The sequence below is a fragment of the Pseudomonas hamedanensis genome, from assembly GCF_014268595.2.
GTDB classification, from domain to species: Bacteria; Pseudomonadota; Gammaproteobacteria; order Pseudomonadales; family Pseudomonadaceae; genus Aquipseudomonas; species Aquipseudomonas hamedanensis.
Window position 1 is genome coordinate 1,376,334 of the sequence record NZ_CP077091.1, and the last position, 16,936, is coordinate 1,393,269.

Annotated in this window: 14 protein-coding genes; 12 read left to right on the forward strand and 2 right to left on the reverse strand. The window is 61.4% G+C overall.

What is annotated here, in order from left to right:
• Positions 1–14: 14 nt before the first annotated feature.
• From HU739_RS05860 to HU739_RS05905, 10 genes are all read left to right on the forward strand, one after another.
• Positions 15–1,175 carry an NAD/NADP-dependent octopine/nopaline dehydrogenase family protein gene (locus tag HU739_RS05860; RefSeq protein ID WP_186552247.1) on the forward strand — a complete coding sequence of 387 codons (1,161 nt, stop codon included), beginning with the start codon at positions 15–17 and terminating at the stop codon, positions 1,173–1,175.
• Positions 1,176–1,211: 36 nt separating this feature from the next.
• On the forward strand, positions 1,212–3,062 hold the full coding sequence (locus HU739_RS05865) for an IucA/IucC family protein (RefSeq protein WP_186552246.1): 1,851 nt from the start codon (positions 1,212–1,214) through the stop codon (positions 3,060–3,062).
• 13 nt (positions 3,063–3,075) lie between these two features.
• Complete coding sequence (locus HU739_RS05870; protein WP_186552245.1) at positions 3,076–4,320, forward strand: MFS transporter; 1,245 nt, start codon at positions 3,076–3,078, stop codon at positions 4,318–4,320.
• Between the two features lie 16 nt (positions 4,321–4,336).
• A complete protein-coding gene (locus HU739_RS05875) occupies positions 4,337–5,521 on the forward strand; it encodes an aminotransferase class V-fold PLP-dependent enzyme (RefSeq protein ID WP_186552244.1) in 1,185 nt (394 codons plus the stop codon).
• 86 nt (positions 5,522–5,607) lie between these two features.
• Positions 5,608–6,123, forward strand: coding sequence for a sigma-70 family RNA polymerase sigma factor (locus HU739_RS05880; RefSeq protein WP_186552243.1), 516 nt, complete (start codon positions 5,608–5,610; stop codon positions 6,121–6,123).
• Positions 6,124–7,101, forward strand: coding sequence for a FecR domain-containing protein (locus tag HU739_RS05885; protein WP_186552242.1), 978 nt, complete (start codon positions 6,124–6,126; stop codon positions 7,099–7,101).
• Positions 7,102–7,197: 96 nt separating this feature from the next.
• A complete protein-coding gene (locus HU739_RS05890) occupies positions 7,198–9,612 on the forward strand; it encodes a TonB-dependent receptor (RefSeq protein ID WP_186552241.1) in 2,415 nt (804 codons plus the stop codon).
• 62 nt (positions 9,613–9,674) lie between these two features.
• Positions 9,675–10,856 carry an ABC transporter substrate-binding protein gene (locus tag HU739_RS05895; RefSeq protein ID WP_186552240.1) on the forward strand — a complete coding sequence of 394 codons (1,182 nt, stop codon included), beginning with the start codon at positions 9,675–9,677 and terminating at the stop codon, positions 10,854–10,856.
• Positions 10,853–11,914, forward strand: coding sequence for a FecCD family ABC transporter permease (locus HU739_RS05900; protein WP_186552239.1), 1,062 nt, complete (start codon positions 10,853–10,855; stop codon positions 11,912–11,914). The genes HU739_RS05895 and HU739_RS05900 overlap by 4 nt, the downstream gene beginning before the upstream one ends.
• Complete coding sequence (locus HU739_RS05905) at positions 11,908–12,663, forward strand: ABC transporter ATP-binding protein (RefSeq protein ID WP_186552238.1); 756 nt, start codon at positions 11,908–11,910, stop codon at positions 12,661–12,663. The genes HU739_RS05900 and HU739_RS05905 overlap by 7 nt, the downstream gene beginning before the upstream one ends.
• Positions 12,664–12,673: 10 nt before the next feature.
• Here HU739_RS05905 and HU739_RS05910 read toward each other — a convergent pair whose 3' ends face one another.
• On the reverse strand, positions 12,674–13,672 hold the full coding sequence (locus HU739_RS05910) for a bile acid:sodium symporter family protein (RefSeq protein WP_186552237.1): 999 nt from the start codon (positions 13,670–13,672) through the stop codon (positions 12,674–12,676).
• A gap of 84 nt (positions 13,673–13,756) precedes the next feature.
• Here HU739_RS05910 and HU739_RS05915 point away from each other — a divergent pair, with 84 nt between their 5' ends.
• Positions 13,757–14,545 (forward strand): AraC family transcriptional regulator, encoded by a 789-nt coding sequence (locus HU739_RS05915; RefSeq protein WP_186552236.1) that lies wholly within the window; start codon positions 13,757–13,759, stop codon positions 14,543–14,545.
• Positions 14,546–14,801: 256 nt separating this feature from the next.
• A complete protein-coding gene (locus tag HU739_RS05920) occupies positions 14,802–15,776 on the forward strand; it encodes a TerC family protein (protein WP_186552235.1) in 975 nt (324 codons plus the stop codon).
• Positions 15,777–15,833: 57 nt separating this feature from the next.
• Here HU739_RS05920 and HU739_RS05925 read toward each other — a convergent pair whose 3' ends face one another.
• A complete protein-coding gene (locus HU739_RS05925; protein WP_186552234.1) occupies positions 15,834–16,934 on the reverse strand; it encodes a polyamine ABC transporter substrate-binding protein in 1,101 nt (366 codons plus the stop codon).
• Positions 16,935–16,936 lie beyond the last annotated feature (2 nt).

The following is a 16,936-nucleotide window of genomic DNA, read 5'->3' on the forward strand; positions in this document are numbered from 1 at the left end:
AGGAACGCCTCTCGATGAATGTGTTGAAAGTCGCCATCTGTGGTGGCGGCAGGACTGGCCATCTCAACGCCATCCTGTTCAAGCAACTGCCTGACGTTCAGGTTTCGCTGCTCACCCATAATCAGGACGTCATTGAACATCACGCGCGGCAGACGCCCATGCAAGCGTTATTGCCTGACGGCTCGACCCTCAGCGCCCGACTGGACCGCGTCACCCGTGACGCCAAAGCGGCGGTGGAGGATGCCGATATCGTCATCGTCACCGTGCCTGCTCATGTCCGTCAGCAAACCCTGCAAGCCATCGCCCCGCACTTGAGTGCGAGCAAACCGGTGTTCATCGGTGCGATTCCGGGCTTCTGCGGTTTCGACTGGCTGGCCGAAGCCACCCTGCCCGACCGGCCGAATGTGGTCATCTGGGGCATGAAGGACGTGCCGCACACGGCTTTCGAGCTGACACCGGGACGCTCGGTGAAAATGGGCGGTGGCAAAAGCCAACTGTATGTGGCGACCCATGCCAGGGAGCCGCAAACAGCGCGCCGCCAACTCGAGAAAATACTGACCAGACTGTACGGCCCCTGCGTGACGATGCTCGATCACTATCTGGAAATCACCCTGACGCCGGGCAACCCGATCATGCACAGCTCGGTGATCTACGGCTTGATCGGCCCTTACGGCCAATGGCATCGCAAGATCTTCCCGCAGCGCATGTGCTGGTGGACCGAATGCCCGGAACTGGGCGCGTATTTTCTCGAGCGCATGGATGAGGAAAGCCAAGCTTTATGCGCGGTGATCAGCCAGCGGCTGGGCATCGACCTGTCTTCGGTGAAATCCTTGAAACAGGAAATCGTCGAGGCCTACGGCGAGCAGATCCGCGATACCAGCAGCATGCTGTCGATCCTGCGTACCAATCAGGCCTACAACGACATCCTCGCGCCGATGGTGCCGGCTGCCGACAACCGCGCCGGCTACGTCATCGAGCGTGAGAGCCGCGCCTTCAATGAAGACGTCGCCTATGGCTTGGTGCTGTTAGTGGAAATGGCCCGACGCTTCGACCTCAAGGTGCCCTACATCGAGGAAGTCCTGCAGTGGAGCGTGGCCTATATGCACGGCCTGCGTGATTCGGCACTCGATTACTTCCCCCGCCAATGGCCCCACACGACAAGCGCCGCCGCTTGATCGCTTATTCAATTTCTCGACGAGCAGACCGCTGATATGGATGACTTCAAGACACTGATCGCCTTCTCCCGCAAAAACGCCATGCGCCGTCTGGTGCGCTGCCTGTTTGCGGAAAACATTCTCGAGCGTTCTGCGCTGCGCTTCAGCGCCGAGGGCAACCAGGCCACTTACCCGCTCAAGGGCGGCCGCGCTCACCTGGCCTTTTCCGACATTGCCAAAGGCCCGGCCGACACCGTGGTCAACGACGGCGACGTGGTGCTGGTCACCGATGAAGGTGTGCGCCAGACCATCACCAGCCACCAGGACATGCTCGATGTGTTGCGCGACAGCTTTGATTTCGCACCGACCGACGAGGGCGTCGCCGGACTCAAGGCGGACATGGAAAACAGCCTGACCAACGACGCGCATGCCCGCCAGCATCGCCAGCAGTGGAACGCGCGGCTGCAACAGGCCATCGCGGATCAGGGCCTCAACAGCTTTACTGACTATTTGCGCCAACATGCCAAAACCAAGGACGCCGCAATCCTGCTCGACCAGTGGGGCTCGCTGGAAGGCCATCCTTATTACCCGACGTGGAAGGCGCGCCCCGGCCTGAGCGATGACGAGGTGGCGCAACTGTCGCCGGAATTCAATGCCCAGGTGCCACTGCGCATCGCCGCGTTGCGGGCCGACAACGCAAAAAGCGAAAGCATGCCGCACGTCACCAGCTACCACGCCTGGTTCGCCAGCCACTTTCCCGTGCAGTGGGAACAATGGAAAGCCTCGCTCAACAGCAAGGGCCTGGACGAAACCGAGTGGCTGCCGTTGCCGATTCACGCCTGGCATTTGCAGGCCTACGTGCTGAAGACTTTTGCGGCGGAGATCGAAGAAGGCATTCTGGTCACCGACGGCCCGGACCTGCCAACGCTGCCGACCATGTCGTATCGCACCATGATGCCGCTGCTGGAGGACTGCGCGCCGCTGATCAAGCTGCCGATTGCCGTCTGGATGACCAGCGAACTGCGCAGTCTGCAAGCCAAGTCGATTCATATGGGGCCGCGCATCAGCACGGTGATCAGCGCTATCTTGAAAGCCGAAAACGGCTTCGACCAACGCCTGGAAATTTTTCCGGAAGAAATCGGCGTGCGCTACAAAAACGCGGTCACTCAGGACGATCATCCGGGCCGGCATCTGTCGGTGGTCTATCGCGCCAGTGCGCCGGCTTTCGAACGCAACGACGATTGCCTGCCGATCACCGTGGCATCGCTGTTCACCCGTTTGCCCGGCAGCGGTCGGCCGTTGTTCACCGACCTGATCGAACGTGACGGCGTGCGGGCCAATGCGACGCAGGTGGAAAACTGGTTTCGCGAGTACGCCAAAGTGGTCACTCACCCGGTGGTGGCGATCTATTTGCTGTACGGAATCGGCCTTGAAGCGCACCAGCAAAACACCATGGTGCTGTTCTCCCCCGACGGTAAAGCACGTAGTCTGCTGATCCGCGATTTCGGCGATGGCCGGACTTACGCGCCATGGCTGGAAGGACGTGGCTACAGCCTGCAACCGCACGTGCAGCCGGGTATCCTGCCGACGGTGTTTGCCGGCGACATCGAGCCGGTGCGCATGTTCGTGCTCGACGCGGCGTTCCTGACGCACCTGCATGAGATCGCCCTGTGGCTGACCAAAGAGTACGGTTTGCACGACACGCGACTGTGGCAAATCCTGCGCGAGGAAACCGATCTGGCGTTTGCAGCGGTGCGCGAGCGTGTCTCGGCCGATGTGTGGGAAACCGAGCATAAAGCGTTCGTCGAAGAACCGTGGCCGACGCGTTCGTTGCTGCGCATGCACTTGATGCAGTACAGCAACTATCGTTTGCAACACACCCTGACCAACCCGCTCGCTAGCGTTTAACCGAGGCTGACTCATGTCCCATGCAGGTGCCATCCAGGGTTCGAGAGTACGAATCCTGATTTATCTTCTGTTCGCGATCCAGTTGGTGTCGATGGGCGCGATGGAAATGAGCGGGCCGTTCTGGCCTGTCCATCTGCGTGGGCTGACCAGCTCCGAGTCGGTTTTCAGCTTCGCCAGCATCGCCGTGTACGTCGGGCCGATGCTGGGCATTATTCTGACCAGCGCATTCTGGGGCCGTATCGGCGACCGCTACGGCCACAAGTTGATGATGATCCGTGCGCTCGCCGGGTTGTCATTGACCCAGCTTGGGCTGGCCCTGTTCACGGACATCTGGGTCATTTTGATCCTGCGTTTTCTGCAAGGGGCGTTTGCCGGTTATATCGCCCCGGCCCAGGCCTATGGCGTGAGTATCGAAGCACCGTCGCGCCGCGCCAGGCTGTTCGCGATTCTGCAGATTTCGACCAATGTCGGCTCGCTGCTCGGTGCTGTGGTTGGCGGTCTGATCCTCGATTACGCGACCTTCTTCTGGATCAACATCATCGCGTCGGCATTGTGCGCGGTGTGCACGGTGATTGCCGCTGTGACCTTGCCGGACGTGCCGCCGGTGAAAAAACCGGCGGTCGCGGACCAGACTGCACCCGTGCGCCGCGCCGGCAGCCTCTGGCAAGGTTCGCCGCTGCTGTCGCTGCTCGGTGTGATGGGCATTCTGTTGCTCGCACGGATGCTGCCGCAGACCTCGTTCTCGCTGTATGTCAGCTCGGTCTTCGAGGTCAGCAATTCGGTGGTCGGCCTGTGCTATGGCCTGCTGGCGCTGGGCTTCATTCTGTCGGCCACGGCGTGGTCGCGTTACTTCGAACATCGCGGTCAGCAAGACACCTTGCAGCGCATGACCTACGTGGTGATCGGCTGCATCGTGCTTACCGCAGTGGCGGGCGTCACGCGCAATCCGCTGGTGTTCGTCATTGCCTATTTCATCTGGGGCGTACTGCTCGGGGCCACCACACCGGTGCTGATGGCGCTGATTTCGAAAACCGCTGACAGCTCGCAGCAGGGCCATGTGCTGGGGATTGCCCAGGGCACCGCACAATTCGCATCGATTGCCGGCATCTCGGCCGGCGGCTTGCTCAGTCAGGTTTACGGTCTGCAATACACCTATCTGTTCGTGTGTCTGGCCTACGTGCTGGCGCTGGTCCCGATTGTTGCGCTGCGCTACTGGCCGACGGCGCTGCAAGCGAGCCCCGCCCCGCCCGGGGATTGATCAAGGAGTGACGCTTATGGACATAGACCAACTACGCGCCGACACGCCCGCCGTCGCGCAACTGATCCACTTCAACAATGCCGGCGCAGCGCTGATGCCGACGCCGGTGATCGACGCCGTGACGCGCCATATCCAGCTCGAAGCACGCCTGGGCGGCTACGAAGCCGCCGGGCAGCAATCGCAGGAAGTCGAAAACGTCTACACCGCCATCGCCCGGTTGATCAACGCCCGGACTGATGAAATCGCGGTGATCGAGAACGCCACCCGCGCCTGGGACATGGCCTTCTATTCATTGCCATTGCGCCCGGGCGACGTGGTGCTAACGTCGAGCACCGAATACGCCGGAAATTACATCCCTTATCTGCAATTGAAACAGCAACGCGGCATCGAAATCCGGGTGATTCCCAACGATGAGCATGGCCAGGTCTCGCTGACCGCTCTTAAAGCGCTGCTCGACGATCAGCGCGTGGCGTTGATCTCTTTGCCGGTCATCGCCACCAATGGCGGACCGGTGCAGCCAGTCGAGCAGGTTGGCGCCCTCGCCCGCGCCGCCGGCGTGCTGTTTCTGCTCGACGCCTGCCAGGCTGTCGGGCAAATGCCGATCGATGTGCAGAAAATCGGTTGCCACATGCTCACCGCCACCAGTCGCAAATACTTGCGCGGGCCTCGGGGAATGGGCTTTTTGTATGTCGAGCGCGCGCTGTGCCAGAGCCTTGAGCCGGCGTTTCTGGACTTGCACGCAGCGTCGTTGCAGAGTGCTGAGCAGTTCACGATTCGTACCGATGCGCGCCGTTTCGAGAACTGGGAGTGTAACGTCGCGGCCAAACTGGGCCTTGGTGCGGCGGTACACTACGCGCTGGCGCAAGGCATCGAGCCGATGTGGCAGCGAATTCAGCACCTGGGCGAATACCTGCGCCTGCGGCTGGCCGAGATCCGCGGCGTCACGCCACGGGACCTGGGGGCGCAGAAGTCCGGCATCGTCACCTTCACCCATGATCAACGCAGCGCGGCGCAGGTTCAGCAATGGCTGGCCGGCCAGGAAACGCGCATCAACGTCAGTATCTCGACGTTCCGCTCGACCCTGCTCGACATGCAGCAGCGCGACTTGCTGGAAGTCAGCCGCGCGTCGCTGCACGCGTACAACACCGAGGCGGAAATCGATACGCTGATTGCCGCGCTGCGCCGTTTGCCGACCATATGAAAGCAGGCGCCAATCGGCGCTTGCGTCACAGAGGGTTTGTAAACTAGCATTGGGAATACTTCTCAATTGCATGAAAATCTGCAGCCATGAGCGAAACCCTTCCCGCGAATAACGACAAACACCTGCGCGCGATCGAAGCCCTGTACAGCGGCCATCACGGCTGGCTGTACGCGACGCTGAGAAAAAAACTGGGTAACGCCATGGATGCGGCGGATCTGGCGCAGGATACGTTCACCCGCATCCTTGCGTCTCAGGTCACGGTGATCGAGCAGCCACGGGCCTACCTGAGCTGCGTCGCCAAGGGCATTCTGGTCAACTGGTATCAGCGCAAGGCGCTGGAACGCGCTTATCTGGACGCTCTGGCCCATCTGCCCGCACCCGAAGTGCCGTCGCCGGAATTGCGCTTCATGGTGCTGGAGACGCTGCACGAAATCGACGCGATGCTCGATGCCCTGCCGCCGCTGGTCAAACGCGCGTTCCTGCTGTCCCAGATCAGCGGTCTGAAATACGACGACATCGCCGAGCAGTTGGGGGTGTCGCTGATTACCGTCAAGCGCTACATGAAGCAAGCCTTCGTGCAATGCCTGCTGCTGGTGGAGTGAATGCTCGCCCGGCGCCATGACGCGCGGCCCGATCAACAGGCCCTGGAAGAAGCCGCCGACTGGCTGATCCGCATGAGTGAAGGCGAACTCAGCGACCGCGAGCGCGGCGAGTGGGAATGCTGGAAGGTCAGCACGCCCGAGCGCGCTCGCGCGTGGGCACGTGCGCAACTCTTGCAAACCAAACTGGGCGGCCTGCCGCCGTCACTGGCGATGTCCGCCCTTGATCGCCCAAGCAGTCCGCAACGGCGCGCGGCCATGGGCAAACTGGCGGTGATTCTGGCCCTTGTGCCGGCCGGTTGGGGCAGCTGGAAGCTGGCCGAATCGCAGCAATGGTCAGCCGACTACCGCACGGCCGTCGGCCAGCAACGCGAGCTGAGCCTGGCCGATGGCTCGAAAATCACCTTGAACACCGACACCGCCATCGATGTGCTGTTCGACGCCAGCCAACGCCTCATTTACTTGCGCGAAGGCGAGATCCTGGTGCAGACCGCCGCGGATATTTCCCCGCTCGCCCGGCCTTTCGTGGTCAGCACCTGCCAGGGCCGCATGCAGGCGCTGGGTACGCGTTTCACCGTCCGCGAACGACAACCGCAGACCCATCTGGCGGTGCTCGAAGGCGCGGTGAAAGTCGAACTCGCGAACAATCGCCAAGGCACGCCACTGATCGTCAACGCCGGTCAGCGCACCGATTTTTCCTCATCCACCTTTGGCGCGGTCAGTGCCACCGACCGCAATGTCGGGGCCTGGAGCCAAGGCATGTTGATGGCCGACAAGATGCGCCTGGCCGATTTTGTCGACGAACTCACCCGCTATCGCCGCGGTTTCGTGCGCCTCGATCCGGCCCTCGCCGATCTGCGCATTTCAGGCGCTTACCCGATCAGCGACAGCCAACGCACCTTGAACATGCTGGCGCAGACCTACCCGATTGTTGTCAGCGGCCACCTCAATGGCTACTGGGTCATGCTCTCCCCCGCCTGAGGGAAAAAAAATCGCCGTCCGGGTGATACTTTTTTCGATCTCGACTGGCAATTGGGGAGAAGCACTTTTCCGTCCTGTTCATAGGCTCATCCATCCATGCTCGCCGCACGCCTCCTGCGCCCGGATCGTCAGTTCATACCAGTTGTTCGCAGTGCGTTGCTCAGCCTTGCCCTGATCGGTGGCGTCTGCCCGTTTGCCCTGGCCGCCGCGCCGGTGCAACTGGACGCGGGCACGGTGCGGGCGTTCAACATTGCTGCCGGACCGCTGGGGGCGACGCTGTCGAGTTTTGCCGTGGACGCGGGCATCGCCCTGTCGTTCCAGCCTGCGCTGACCGAAGGCCTGCGCAATCCTGCACTGGTCGGCAGCTACTCGACGCAAGAGGCGGTCAATCGGTTGCTCGACGGCAGTGGCCTGGACATGGTGCTGCGCAGCGACGGCAGTTATACGCTGGTGCCGCGCCGGGTGACGCTGGATGAAACGCCGATCATTGGCACCGACCAACGCGCCAGCTCCCTGCCACCGGAGTATGCCGGCGGCCAGGTCGCCAGCGGTGGGCGTCTGGGCATTCTCGGCAACACCGAGGTGATGGACGCGCCGTTCAGCGTGAGCACTTACACCTCGGCGCTGATCAAGGATCAACAAGCCGTCACCGTGGGCGATGTGCTGGAGCGCGATTCTTCGGTGCGCTCCACCGGCCAGACCGGAGGGATTGTCGACTCGTTCTTCATTCGTGGCTTTCCGGTGGGCGAAGGCAATCTCGGTGAGCTGGCCTTCGACGGCGTGTACGGTGTGGCGCCCAATTACCGCGTGTTCACCGAATACGCCGAGCGCATTGAACTGGTCAAAGGCCCCGGCGCACTGCTCTACGGCATGTCCCCCAATAACGCGGTCGGCGGCGTGATCAACGTAGTGCCGAAGCGCTCACTCGACGAAGACCTGACCCGTTTCACCGCCAGTTACGCGATGAATTCCCAGCTCGGCGGGCACCTCGACGTCAGCCGGCGTTTCGGTGAAGAGCGCCGCTTCGGCGTGCGCATCAACGGCAGTACGCAGCTCGGCGATACCGCGATTGACGCTCAGTCACGCCACGTCGATATCGGTGCGATCTCCCTCGATTATCAAGGTGAACGCCTGCGCACCAGCTTCGACTGGCTGCAGCAAAAAGAACGCTTCGATGCCGCCTCACGGCCATTCCTGATCGCGCCGGGCGTTGACATCCCTTCCGCGGCCAATGGCCGTACCAGCGTCAGTCAGGACTGGGGCTGGTCGAAAACCCGTGACCAGTCCGCGTTGTTCAGCGGCGAGTACGACCTCAGCGACGCCTTGACGGTGTTCACCCATGCCGGTGGCGGCAAGTCGGATGTCGCGCGCATGTCCGACCAGACGCCGACCATCATCAATGCCGCCGGCGACACGTCTTCAACGCCTGGTTATTACAAGTTCGAAGTCGAGCGCTACACCGTTGACGCCGGCGCGCGGCTGCGCTTTGACACCGGGCCGATCAGTCACCGCACCACCGTGCAGGTCAGTCGCTATCGCGACGTGCTGTCACGCGGGATCATTTCCGCCGCGCCAATTTTGTCGAATATCTATCATCCGGTGGACCGTCCGGAACCCTACATTCCAAAACCGGATACACCGAAAGTATCCGAAAGCGAACTGACCGGCGTGGCGCTGGCCGACACCCTGTCGATTCTCGATGACCGCGCGCAGATGACCCTCGGCCTGCGCAAGCAGAACATCCAGTCCGATAACTACAACGCGGCAGGCAGAGTCACCGCCTCCTACGACGACGGCCGGACCACGCCGTTGTTCGGCGTGGTGCTCAAACCCTGGGAACACGTCTCGCTTTACTACAACTACATCGAAGGCCTGAGCAAGGGCGACATTGCGCCGTCCAGCGCGGTCAACGCCGGCGAAATTTTCGCCCCGTATGTTTCCCGTCAGCATGAGGTCGGGGTCAAGGCCGACTACGGCACCTTCACCTCCACCCTCAGCCTGTTCCAGATCACCAAGCCCAGCGGCGAGCTGGCCACCGGCGTGTTCTCGGTGCAGGGCGAACAACGCAATCGCGGGCTGGAGCTGAATGTGTTTGGCGAAGTCGTCCCCGGCATACGCTTGCTCGGCGGCGTGACCCTGCTCGATGCTGAACTGAGCAAAACCGCAGTGGCGGCCAACCGCGGCAATAAACCGGTCGGCGTGCCATCGGTGCAGGCCAACCTCTGGGCCGAGTGGGACAGTTCGTGGCTTGACGGCTTGACCCTGACCGGCGGCGCCATTCACACCGGCAGCCAATATGTGAACCAGGCCAACACACAAAAACTCGATGACTGGACCCGCTTCGATGTCGGCGCCCGCTACAGCACCCGCATCGCTGATCGGCCGACCACGTTTCGCGCCACCGTGCAGAACGTGTTCGACCACGAGTACTGGTCGGGCGTCGCCTCCTACGGCGCGTTCTCCCAGGGCTCACCGCGCACTTTATTACTGTCGGCGACTGTCGATTTCTGAAACGTTCAGGCGCAGGGCGGCGTGAGCTGTCGGGCGCACTGACTTTTGTAAAGGCTTTGACCATGGTGATTTTCGATCGACGCAGCCTCGCTGTCGCTGCGCTGTTACTGGCAGGACTGCTGAGCCTGTTTTCCCTGGTGCCGCGCAGCGCTCACGCTGACGATGCGCAGGCTGCGCGCACCGAGGTCACCGATCTGCTGGGGCGCAAGGTCAAGGTGCATTTGCCGGTCAGGCGAGTGATTCTCGGCGAAGGCCGGCAGTTGTACCTGGTCGCCGCCCTCGACACGCACAACCCGATCGAACGGATCGTCGGCTGGCGCAAGGACCTGATCCAGTCGGACCCGGACACCTATAACGCTTACCTGCGCAAATTCCCCGACATCGCGAAAATCCCCACCTTCGGCGGCTTCGAAGACGGCACCTTCGATATCGAGCAGGCAATCTCGCAACGCCCGGACGTAATCATCCTCAACATCGAGGCTCAGCACGCCACCGAAGATGCGCGCTACATCGAAAAGCTCGACGCCCTCGGCATCCCGGTGGTGTATGTCGATTTCCGCAATAACCCGATGCAGAACACCGAGCCGACCATGCGCCTGTTCGGCCAATTGTTCGGCAAGGAACAACGTGCCCAAGCGTTCATTGATTTCCGTAACCAGCAGATCCACCGCGTCACCGACGTCATCGAAAAACAGCACCCGCCGCGTCCGAACGTGTTCATCGAACGCATCGGCGGCTACACCGATGACTGTTGCCTGAGTTTCGGCAACGAGAACTTTGGCCGGTTTGTCGACATGGCCGGCGGTAACAACATCGCCCGCGGCATCATCCCGACCACTTTCGGCCAGTTGAATCCCGAGCAAGTCATCGTCGCCAATCCGGCCCATGTGGTGGTCACCACCGCCAACTGGGAAGCGTTTGCCCCCGGCGGTCATTGGGTCGGCGTCGGCCCCGGTGCGGACATGGCACAAGCGCGCAAAAAGCTTGCCTGGTACACCCAGCGTCCGGCCTACGCCGGCATCAAGGCCCAGGAAGATCAGGCCTTCCACGCGATCTGGCATCAGTTCTACAACAGTCCGTACCAGTTCGTCGCCATTCAACAATTGGCGAAATGGTTTCACCCGGACTTGTTTGCCGATCTCGACCCGGACGCCTCGTTCCGCGAGCTGCACGAACGCTTCCTGCCCGTGCCGTATGAGTCAGGCTACTTTGTCAGCCTGCGCAACCCTGAGGCCAAACCATGAACGCGATGACCGAAACGGTGGTACTCCAAGGCGAAACCTATCGCCGCCTGGTGCTGCGTAAACGCCTGATCCTCGCCGGGCTGGTGATTCTGTTGCTGTGCAGCGTGCTGCTCGATCTGGCGCTGGGCCCGGCGAGCTACAGCCTCGGCGAAGTGCTCGGCGCGCTGTTCTCACCCGACAGTGCTTCACCCCAAGTGCGCGTGGTGATGTGGGACATTCGCCTGCCCGTGGCGTTGATGGCGGTGGCCGTCGGCGCAGCGCTGTCGCTGGCCGGCGCACAAATGCAGACAATCCTCAACAACCCGCTGGCCAGCCCGTTTACCCTGGGCATCTCCGCTGCCGCCAGTTTCGGCGCGGCCCTGGGTCTGGCGTTCGGCGTCGCGCTGTTTCCGCTGGCCGCGCAATTCATGGTGCCGCTCAATGCGTTCATCATGGCCATGCTCTCGGCGCTGCTGATTCATTTCCTGAGCATGCGCCGTGGCGTCACCGCAGAAACCATCGTGCTGCTCGGCATTGCGCTGGTGTTCACCTTCAACGCGCTGTTGGCGCTGGTGCAGTTCTTCGCCACCGAACAAGCCGTCGCCGCCGTGGTGTTCTGGACCATGGGCAGCCTGACCAAAGCGACGTGGCCGAAGCTGGGCATCATCTGCCTGGTGATTCTGATTACCCTGCCGATCTTCGCCAAACGCGCCTGGGCCTTGACCGCCCTGCGTCTGGGCGACGACAAGGCCGCCAGTTTCGGCATCAACGTGCGCAGCCTGCGTTTTCAGACGCTGATCATGGTCAGCCTGCTCGCCTCGTTTCCGGTGGCATTTGTCGGCACCATCGGCTTCATCGGCCTGGTCGGGCCGCACATCGCGCGCATGTTGATTGGCGAAGACCAGCGTTTCTTCCTGCCGGCCTCGCTGCTCACCGGTTCGTTGATCCTGTCCGCCAGTTCGGTGGTCAGCAAGACCCTGATCCCCGGCGCGATTTTCCCGATCGGCGTCGTCACGTCGCTGATCGGCGTGCCGTTCTTCATTTCACTGATTCTGGGCGGGAAGAAAAACTCATGGTGAAGCTGCAACTGGACAATCTCGGCGCGCGCTACGGCCAGCGCGAGATTATTCGCGGGGTCTCGACGGCAATGTTTTGCGGCGGGCAAGTGGTCGCGGTAGTCGGGCCGAACGCGGCCGGCAAGTCGACCCTGTTCAAGCGCATGGCCGGTTTGCTCGACGGCCCCGGCCAAGTGATTTTGCAGGATTCGAAAAAAGGCCCGACGGGCATCAGCTACATGCCCCAAGGCCTGAACGCCAGTGCGCGGTTGACGGTTTACGAGTCCGTGTTGCTGGCGCGCAAGCAACTGACGCCGGGCTGGGCGGTACACGATGACGAGCTGAAACTGGTCGACGAGATTCTCGCCGCGCTGGGCATCACCGCCCTGTCGTTCCGCAACCTCGGTGAACTCAGCGGCGGCCAGCAACAGTTGGTGTCCATCGCCCAGACGCTGGTGCGCGAGCCGGAAATCCTGCTGATGGACGAGCCGACCAGCGCCCTCGACATGCATCGGCAAGTGCAGGTGCTGAACTTCATGCGCAGCCTGGCGCGCCAGCGCGAAGTGATTGTGTTCATCGCCATCCATGACCTGAACCAGGCATTGCGCTTTGCCGATCAGGTACTGGTGATCGCCGACGGCACCAGCCAGGGCAGCGGCCCGAGCCATGAGGTGATCACCGAGCAGATGCTGCGCAAGGTCTATAAGGTGGAAGCGCGGATCGAGCAGTGCAGCCGCGGACTGCACCATATCCTGATCGACGATATCGTCTGATGCCCGCAGGTCACGGATCGACCTGCGCCATCAACTCCGGCAGCGACTCCGGCCGCTTCGCGTACCGCTGCGCCAGCACCGCACACACCATCAGTTGAATCTGGTGGAACAGCATCAGCGGCAAAATCAGCACGCCAATCGTGCTGCCGGCAAACAGCACCTGCGCCATCGGCACGCCCGTGGCCAGGCTCTTTTTCGAACCGCAGAACAGAATGGTGATGCGGTCCTCCTGATTGAAACCGAAAACCTTACCCAGTAGCGTCGAGGCCAGCAGCACCAGCGCCAGCAGGATGCAGCAGACCAGCACCAGACCCAGCAACTCCCACAACGGAATCTGCTGCCAGATGCCCTCGTTGACCGCTTCGCTGAAGGCGCCATAAACCACCAGCAGAATCGAACCCTGATCGACGAACTTAAGCCAGTTCTTGTTGCGCCCGACCCACGCACCGATCCAGCGGCGGGCGATCTGTCCGGCAATAAACGGCAGCAGCAATTGCACACTGATTTTCACGATCGCATCAATCGTCGAGCCGCCATCGCCGTGAACGTTGAGCAGCAGCGTCACCAGCAGCGGCGTAAGGAAAATCCCGAACAGGCTCGACGCCGCCGCACTGCAAATCGCCGCAGGAATATTGCCCCGTGCCAGCGAAGTGAAGGCAATCGCCGACTGCACCGTGGCTGGCAGTGCACAGAGGTAAAGCATGCCCATGTACAACTGATCGCCGATCAACGGCGAAAGCAGCGGTTTGAGTGCCAGACCGAGGAGCGGAAACAGCACGAAGGTCAGGCCGAACACCAGCAAATGCAGGCGCCAGTGTCCGGCGCCGGCAATGATCGATTCGCGGGACAGCTTGGCGCCGTGCAGGAAAAACAGCAGCGCGATGGCCAGGTTGGTCAGCCAGCCGAAACCGACCGCGACCTGCCCGCTGGCCGGCAGGAAGCTGGCGAGCAGAACAACGCCAATCAGCGTCAGGGTGAAGTTGTCAGGCAAAAAACGTGGGCGGGTCATGGTCGGTTCATCCGGGGGTTGCCAGTGCGTGCCTAGGACTCTACCGTGACTGCCGATGACCGACTAACGCCGAAGGGCCACAGAATGCCGCCTAAAGGACATGAGAAAAGCATCCGCCGCAGCATTCCCGGGCTGCCCAGCCTGCCGCGCCCGCTCTATGGGCGCACCGAATCGCTGCCCAATCGCGCCCTGACCCGTCGTCACAGTCATCCGTGGGTGCAGTTGTCCTACGCCATTCAGGGCGTGTTGGAAATCCAGACCGGCATCGGTCGTTTCGTCGCCCCGCCAGAGCGTGCCGTGTGGATTCCGGCGGGTGTGCCGCACCGCGTGTTCAGCGCGCCGCACACCGAGATGCGCAGCCTGTATATCGATTGCAGCGTGACCGGCTGGGCGCTTGAGCGCTGCCATGTGCTCGGGGTCAGCGATCTGCTCAAAGAACTGATCCGCGCGTTCAGTCAGGTCCCGGTGGAATACGACGAGAACGGCGCCCATGGCCGCCTCGCGCAAGTAATCCTCGATCAATTGGCCGAGGCCCCGCACATCAACCTGATGCTGCCGCTGCCGCAGGACCCGCGCCTGCGGCAGATCTATCAGAGTCTCGAACAGCATCCGGAACAACAAACCACGCTGAGCCACTGGAGCGACCGATTCGGCGTCACCGAAAAGACCCTCACCCGCCTGTTTCTGCGCGAAACCGGCCTGACCTTTCGCGCCTGGCGCCAGCGTTTGCGCCTGCTCGGCGCGCTGACGCCGTTGGAGAATGGCGAGCGCGTGACCGACGTCGCGCTCGCCTGCGGTTACGACTCGACTTCGGCGTTTATCGCCGCGTTTCGCCAGCAATTTGGCGAAACACCGGGGGAATTTTTCCGCTGAAACTTCGGTTTTGTCGAACTAACAGTCAGAAATAAACGATTTTTCTTACCTGTAAATCCGTCGTTAGCATGGCCCTGTCTGACTTGATCCAGAGGCAACGGTGATCCCTGTGGGAGCGAGCTTGCTCGCGAACGCGGTGTGTCAGGCAGCCTCAACGTCACTGTTCCACCGCATTCGCGAGCAAGCCCGCTCCCACAGGGGAATGTGCTTGCCGTTGGATCAGCGATAACGCAGCCACCAAGACAGGGAGCGTGCCATGCCTGCCACGAACCTCAATATCGGCGAACCCTGGATGTGGGGCGCCTTCATCGTCTTTGTTCTGGCCATGCTGGCTCTGGACTTGTTTGTCTTCGGCGGCCGCAAGGCGCATCGGGTATCAGTGCGTGAGGCCCTGGCCTGGGTGATTGCCTGGTGTCTGTTGGCCCTGAGCTTCGCCGGTTTGCTCTGGTGGTATCTGCACGGCGAATTCGGCGGCGAGATCGCCCGGCAGAAATCCCTGGAATTCCTCACCGGTTATCTGATCGAGCAGTCGCTGTCGATCGACAACATGTTCGTCTTCGTCATGATCTTCAGCTACTTCGCCGTGCCGCCAGAATTGCAGCGCCGGGTGCTGTTGTACGGTGTACTCGGGGCGATCGTGATGCGCGCGGTGATGATCTTCGCCGGCGTGTGGCTGGTGTCGCAGTTCGAGTGGCTACTGTATGCGTTCGGGGTGTTCCTGATCTTCACCGGGATCAAAATGCTGGTGTTCGCCGATCAGCAACCTGATCTCGACAACAACCCGTTGCTGCGTTGGGTGCGCGGGCATCTGCGGATTACCAGCGGTTTTCATGGCGAGAAGTTTTTCATCCTGCAGAACGGCGTGCGCTGGGCGACGCCGATGTTCCTGGTGCTGGTGCTGATCGAGGCCAGCGACTTGATGTTCGCGGTCGACAGCATCCCGGCGATCTTCGCCGTGACCACCGACCCGTTTATTGTGTTCACCTCGAACATCTTCGCGATCATGGGCCTGCGGGCGCTGTACTTCCTGCTGGCGGACATGGCCGACCGCTTCCACCTGCTCAAGTACGGTTTGGCGATTGTGCTGGTGTTTATCGGCGGCAAGATGGTCGCGATGCCGTGGTTCCACATGCCGGTGGAGTGGTCACTGGTGATAGTCGGGTCAGTGATTCTGGGGTCGGTGTTGTTGAGTCTGGTGACGACGCGCGAGGCTGAACGCAGCCCTGAATGACACCACACAACCCAACTGTGGGAGCAGGCTCGCTCCCACATTGGATATGCGGTGTTCTTATTTGTCGGATTTGATACTGGTCCACACCCGCGTGCGCACCCGCTCCATTTTCTGCGGTAATGGCTGGACGACGTAAAGGGTTTTCAGCGCCTCGCTGGTCGGCGTCAGATTGGGGTTATCAGTAATCTCCTTGTTGACCAGCGGCATCGAGTCCTTGTTGGCATTCGGGTAACCGAGAAAATCGCTGATCGGCGCAATCACTTTCGGCTCAAGCAGATGGTTGAGAAATTCGTGGGCTTCGGCGACGTTCTTCGCGCTCTTTGGGATGGCGAACGTATCGAACCAGATCGGCGCGCCCTCCTTCGGCAAGCGCCAGTCGACCACCACGCCGTTGCCCGCCTCTTTGGCGCGATTGCCGAATTGGTAGAAGCTGCCGGAGTAACCGATGGCCACGCAGATGTCGCCGTTGGCGATGTCGGTCATGTACTTGGCCGAGTTGAAGTAGGTCACGTAAGGGCGGATCTTCATCATCAAGGCCTTGGCCTTTTCATAGTCCGCCGGGTTCTGGCTGTTCGGATCGAGGCCCAGGTAATGCAGGGCCAGCGGCAGAATCTCCGAAGGCGAATCGAGCATCGCCACGCCACAGGCCTTGAGCTTTTCCATGTTCTCGGGCTTGAACACCAGATCCCAACTGTCCACCGGCGCGTTGTCACCCAGTGCTGCCTTGACCTTGGCCGGGTTGAAGCCGATCAGCACCGTGCCGTACATGTAAGGCATGCCGTACTGATTGCCGGGGTCGTTGGCATCAAGCAGCTTGAGCAAGGCCGGATCCTGATGCTGCCAGTTCGGCAGTTTCGATTTGTCGAGTTTCTGGAACACACCCGCCTTGATCTGGGTTTCGAGGAACTGGTTGGATGGCACCACCAGGTCGTAACCGGAGTTGCCGGTGAGCAGTTTGGCTTCCAGCGACTCGTTGGTGTCGAAGGTGTCCCAGGTCACTTTGATCTTGCTTTGCTCAGCGAAGTCCTTGGGCACCGCAGGCAGGATGTAATCCGCCCAGTTATACACCCGCAGTTCGCGCTGCTCGGCCTGGACGGCGCTGGCCAGCAGCGTCAGCCCACACACGGTGGCGCCCAGAATGCGTTTGATCGTGACCATGG